Origin of the sequence: Marilutibacter maris, from assembly GCF_006546735.2 — a bacterium.
Taxonomy (GTDB): Bacteria; Pseudomonadota; Gammaproteobacteria; order Xanthomonadales; family Xanthomonadaceae; genus Marilutibacter; species Marilutibacter maris.
Map to the genome: position 1 here is coordinate 1 of NZ_VICD02000222.1, position 4,782 is coordinate 4,782.

A 4,782-nucleotide genomic window follows, 5' to 3' on the forward strand; every position below is an offset into this window, starting at 1 on the left:
CGGGGCTGGATGCGTTCGCCAGGCGGGTGGAGGCGGCGACCGCGGCCAACTAGTCCGCGCCCGGGGCGGTCCCGTCGCGGCCCAGCAATACCCGGCGCACCACCTCGCGGCCGGCATCGAAGGAGAAGTGGCGCTCGACGTTGTCGCGGGCGTTGGCGGCCAGGCGTCGCCACAGGCCGGCGTCGCGATAGGCGCGCACGATCGCGTCGGCGAAGGCGTCCGGGGTGTCGGCGACCAGGACATCGACGCCGTCGCGAAGATGCATGCCCTCCACCGCGCACGAGGTCGCGACCACCGGCTGGCCGTGCGCCATGCTCTGGTTGACCTTGCCCTTGACCCCGGCGCCGAACCGCAGCGGGGCGACCGCCAGCCGCGCGCCGTCCAGGTACGGGGACAGGTCCGGCACGTGGCCGTGGATGTGGATGCCGTCGTGGCCATGCCGGGTCGCGATCGCGTCCGGCACGTCGGCGCCGATGCAGTGGAAGCGCAGCTCCGGCAGGCTGGCGCGGACCTTCGGCCAGACCTCGTCGAGGAACCAGCGCACCGCATCGACATTGGGCGGATGGCGGAAGCCGCCGACGAACATCAGGTCCTGGCGCGCATCGTAGTCCGGACCCGCCGCGGCCAGCCGGTGCAGGTTGGAGAGGATGTCGACCCGGGCGTGGGGCGCGTCGCTCGCCAGCAATCGCCGCTCCACGTCGCTGACCACCAGGGTGGCGTCGCTGCGCGCGATCACATCCAGTTCGAGGGCGCGGGTCCGCTCGGCGCTGCGTGCCAGTGCCGGGTCGGCGGCCAGTTCGGCGCCGCGCCGTTCGCGCAGATAGTGCAGATCGACGCTGTCGAACACCACGCGCGCTCGTGGCGCGTGCAGTCGCAGCAGCGGCAGCATCTCGCGCATCACGTAGTGGCGGCAGACGACGGCGGCGTCGAAGCGCGGTCCATGCTCGCGCAGCCAGGCCGGCCAGCTGCCCGAATGCGGCGCGTACCAGACCTCCACCCCCAGTTGCTGGAGCTCGACGGTGGCGGCGCCGGCATGCTGCTGGTCGGCGGCCATGAAGACGACATGGGCGCCTTCCTCGCGCAGCAGTCGCATCAGGTTGACCAGTCGCAGCGAGCCCGAGTCGCGGTCCGGCTGCGGGGTCAGCGCGTCGACGACGAGCACGTTGCGGCGTCGGCGGGGGCGCGCCGCCTGGTCCGGATCCGTGCCGGGAACCGACTGAGCGGCCAGTTCATCGCGCCATTTGTCGGCGAAGACGCCGCGGTTGCGGACCTGGTAGGCCTTTGGTCCCTGGCTGGTGTCGGTGCCGGACGTCGTGCCCTCATCGTGGACCACCCGGGCGGCCGGCTGATAGATGGACTTCAGGCCGTGGCGGCGGACCGCGAAGGCCAGGTCGGTGTCCTCGTAGTAGGCTGGCGCATAGCGCGGGTCGAAGCCGCCGAGCTGCATGAACAGCGTGCGCGGCAGCGCCACCGCGGCCCCGGACATGTAGTCGGCCTCGCGCAGGAAGGCGTAGCGCGGGTCCAGTGCGGACTCGAAGCGACCGTAGTTCCAGCCGCTGCCGTCGGCAAACACGATCCCGCCCGCTTCCTGCAGACGCCCATCCGGATACAGCAGCTGCGCGCCCACCAGGCCGGTGCCGGGGTGGGCGTCGAAGGTCTCCAGCAGCGCGTCCAGCCAGCCCGGCTGGGGCACGGTGTCGTTGTTGAGGAACACCAGGTAGTCGCCAGTCGCCAGCGCGGCGCCATCGTTGCAGGCGGCGATGAAGCCGCCGTTGGCGGCGCGGCGGTGGTAGCGCAGACCCTCGACCTGGGTCAGCGCCGCTTCGGTCTCGTCGCTGGAGCCGTCGTCGACGACGATCACCTCGACCGGGGCGGTCGGCGGATGCGCCGCGATCGCGCGCAGGCAGCCCAGGGTGTGGGCGAACTGGTTGTAGACCGGGATCACGATGCTGGCCCGCGGCTGCGCCGACGCCGGCACCGCGAACGGTTGCCACGGGGTCGCCTCCGGCAGGAACAGCGCCGGGCGCTGGTGCGCGGGGACCCGATGGAACTGCTTGAGCACCCGCTGCCAGGAGGCGCGCCATCCGCGGGTACGCAGGCTGGACAGGCCGCGCCAGGCCAGCCCGGTGGCCCGGTCGATCAGGAACCGGAGGTGGGCGAGACTCATGCGGCTACGGTGTCTGGCATTGCTGAAGGAACTCCATCGGGCGGTCGGCACCGGCGCTGGGACGCGGTCGGGCTGCGCTAGACTCGGACGATTCAGGGGCGCAGCCCCGCCATTGTCCCACGCCGTGGCCCGGAACCCGCACAAGAAAGCCAAGTACGACGAAGACGACAACGACGACGCGCCGCGCCCGCAGTGGCGCCGACGGCTGGTCACGGCGGTGCTGGCGCTGGCGGCGCTGGGCCTGGGCTTCCTGATCCCGTACACGGTCTACCTCAATCACGAGGTGAGCGAACGCTTCGGCCAGTTGCAGTGGCAGATCCCGACCCGCGTGTATGCGCGGCCGCTGGTGCTCGAACCGGGGTTGGCGCTGGATGCGGCGACCCTGAAGACCGAGCTCGATGCCGCCGCCTACCACGAGGGCGACGGCCTGGCGCCGGGCACCTACCGGCGCGACGGCAGCCGCTGGAAAGTATCCAGCCGCGGCTTCAACGATGTCGACGGCGCGGTGCCGGCGCGGCGGCTGGAGCTGACCCTGGCGAGCGGCCGGGTATCGCGGCTGCACGAGGTCGGAGCCGATGGCGAAACCGGCAAGGCGACCAGGCGCGCGCGCCTGGATCCGGCCCGGATCGCGACCCTGTACGGGCAGAAGCAGGAAGAGCGGCGGCTGGTCCGGATCCGCGACGTGCCCGAGTTGCTGGTGACCGGCCTGCAGGCGGTCGAGGATCGCGACTTCGCCCATCACCACGGCATCGATGTCGGCGGCATGCTGCGTGCGGCCTGGGTCAATCTGCGATCGGGCCGGGCCCGCCAGGGCGCGAGCACGCTGACCCAGCAGCTGGCGCGCAGCGGCCTGCTCGGGATCGGCCGCGAACAGACCTTCACCCGCAAGGGCAAGGAGATCCTCTACGCGCTGTTGATCGAGGCCCGTTACGAGAAGGGCACGATCCTGGAGGCCTACCTGAACCAGGTCTACCTCGGCCAGCGCGGGGCGCAGGCGATCCATGGCGTCGCCGCCGGCGCCGAGTTCTGGTTCGGGCGCGACCTCAAGAGCCTGAGCACCGAGCAGATCGCGTTGCTGGTCGGCATCGTCAAGGGGCCGTCGGCCTACGATCCGCGCCGGCACCCGCAGGCGGCCCTGGACCGGCGCAACTTCGTGCTGGGCGAAATGCACGAGACCGGCCTGATCGACGACGCCGAGTACAAGCGCGCGCTGGACGCCCCGCTGGGGATCAGCGACAGCCCCGGCAGCCTGTCGGCCAACCGTTTTCCGGCCTATGTCGACCTGATCCGGCGGCAGCTGGCGCGCGACTATCCGGCCGATGCGCTGTCCGGCGCCGGCCTGAGCGTGATGAGCGGCATGTCGCCGTCGGCCCAGGCCTATGCCGAGGCGGCGGTGACCCGCACCCTGAAGTCGCTGGACAACGAGCGCCGGCCGCCGCTGGAGGCGGGCCTGGTGCTCACCGACGTCCACAACGGCGACGTGGTCGCCCTGGTCGGCAGCCGCGAGTTCACCGCGCACGGCTTCAATCGCGCGATCGAGGCGCAGCGTCCGGTCGGCTCGCTGATCAAGCCCTTCGTCAACCTGTTGGCGCTGGCGCAACCGGGGCGCTGGTCGCTGGCGAGCTGGGTCGACGACTCGCCGGTCACGGTCACCCTCGGCCGCGGCAAGACCTGGTCGCCCGGCAACTCCGATGGCCGCAGCCACGGCAGCGTGCGCCTGATCGACGCGCTGGCGCATTCCTACAACCAGGCCACGGTGCGGATCGGCATGGACGTGGCGCCCGAGCGGATCGCGGCCCTGCTCAAGACCCTGGCCGGGATCGAGGCGGAACCGAATCCGGCGCTGATCCTGGGGTCGCTCGACCAGAGTCCGTATGCGATGGCGCAGGCCTACCAGTTCCTGGCCTCCGGCGGCGAGATCCAGCCGTTGCACGCGGTGCGCGGCGTGCTCGATGCCGGCGGCAAGGCCCTCAACCGCTACGACGAGGCGCCGGCGCCGGCGCAGGAGGGCGATGCGATCGCCGCGCGCCTTATCACCATCGCGCTGCAGCGTGCGGTCAGTGGCGGCACCGGCCGGCGCCTGGTCGCCGACGGTCTCGGCCACCTGTCCCCGGCCGGCAAGACCGGCACCAGCAACGACGGCCGCGACAGCTGGTTCGCCGGCTGGACCGGCGATCATCTGGCGGTGGTCTGGGTCGGCAACGACCAGAACAAGGCGACCGGCCTGTACGGCGCGACCGGTGCGATGCGGGTGTGGTCGAACATCTTCCTCAACCTGCCCACGGCGACCCTGACCGTCGGCAACGAGGGTCTGGACTGGCAGTGGGTGGTCGGCTCCAACAGCACCGATGCCGGCTGCCCGGAGGCGCGCCGGTTCGCCTTCGTCGCCGGCTACGCCCCCGAGTACGCGTCGTGCACGCTGCCCGAGCCGGAACCGGAGGAGCGAGACGAGGGCCGCCGGAGCTGGCGCGACTGGTTCGGCTTCGGACGCGACCGCGACGAAGAGCAGGCGTCCTCGCCGCAGGAGACGCCCGCGCAATGAAACGCTTCCGAAATCGCCGCGCCCGGCTCCTGCCGATGGCGCTCTGCTCACTGCTGCTGGGCGCCTGCGCGAG

2 protein-coding genes are annotated in these 4,782 nt (G+C 71.7%); one reads left to right on the forward strand and one right to left on the reverse strand.

Features of this window, described 5'->3' with window-relative positions; all coding sequences use genetic code 11:
- Window positions 1-49: 49 nt before the first annotated feature.
- Window positions 50-2,167, reverse strand: a complete 2,118-nt coding sequence (locus FKV24_RS13060) for a glycosyltransferase (protein ID WP_141482678.1) — start codon at window positions 2,165-2,167, stop codon at window positions 50-52.
- A gap of 112 nt (window positions 2,168-2,279) precedes the next feature.
- On the opposite strand from FKV24_RS13060, the gene mrcB reads away from it, so the two are divergent.
- Window positions 2,280-4,709, forward strand: coding sequence for a penicillin-binding protein 1B (gene mrcB / locus FKV24_RS13065; protein WP_249041014.1), 2,430 nt, complete (start codon window positions 2,280-2,282; stop codon window positions 4,707-4,709).
- Window positions 4,710-4,782 lie beyond the last annotated feature (73 nt).

What these genes read in the sequence shown, in the direction of transcription:
- FKV24_RS13060 (WP_141482678.1), bottom strand. Translation starts at nt 2,167, where the DNA reads ATGAGTCTCGCCCACCTCCGGTTCCTGATCGACCGGGCCACCGGGCTG.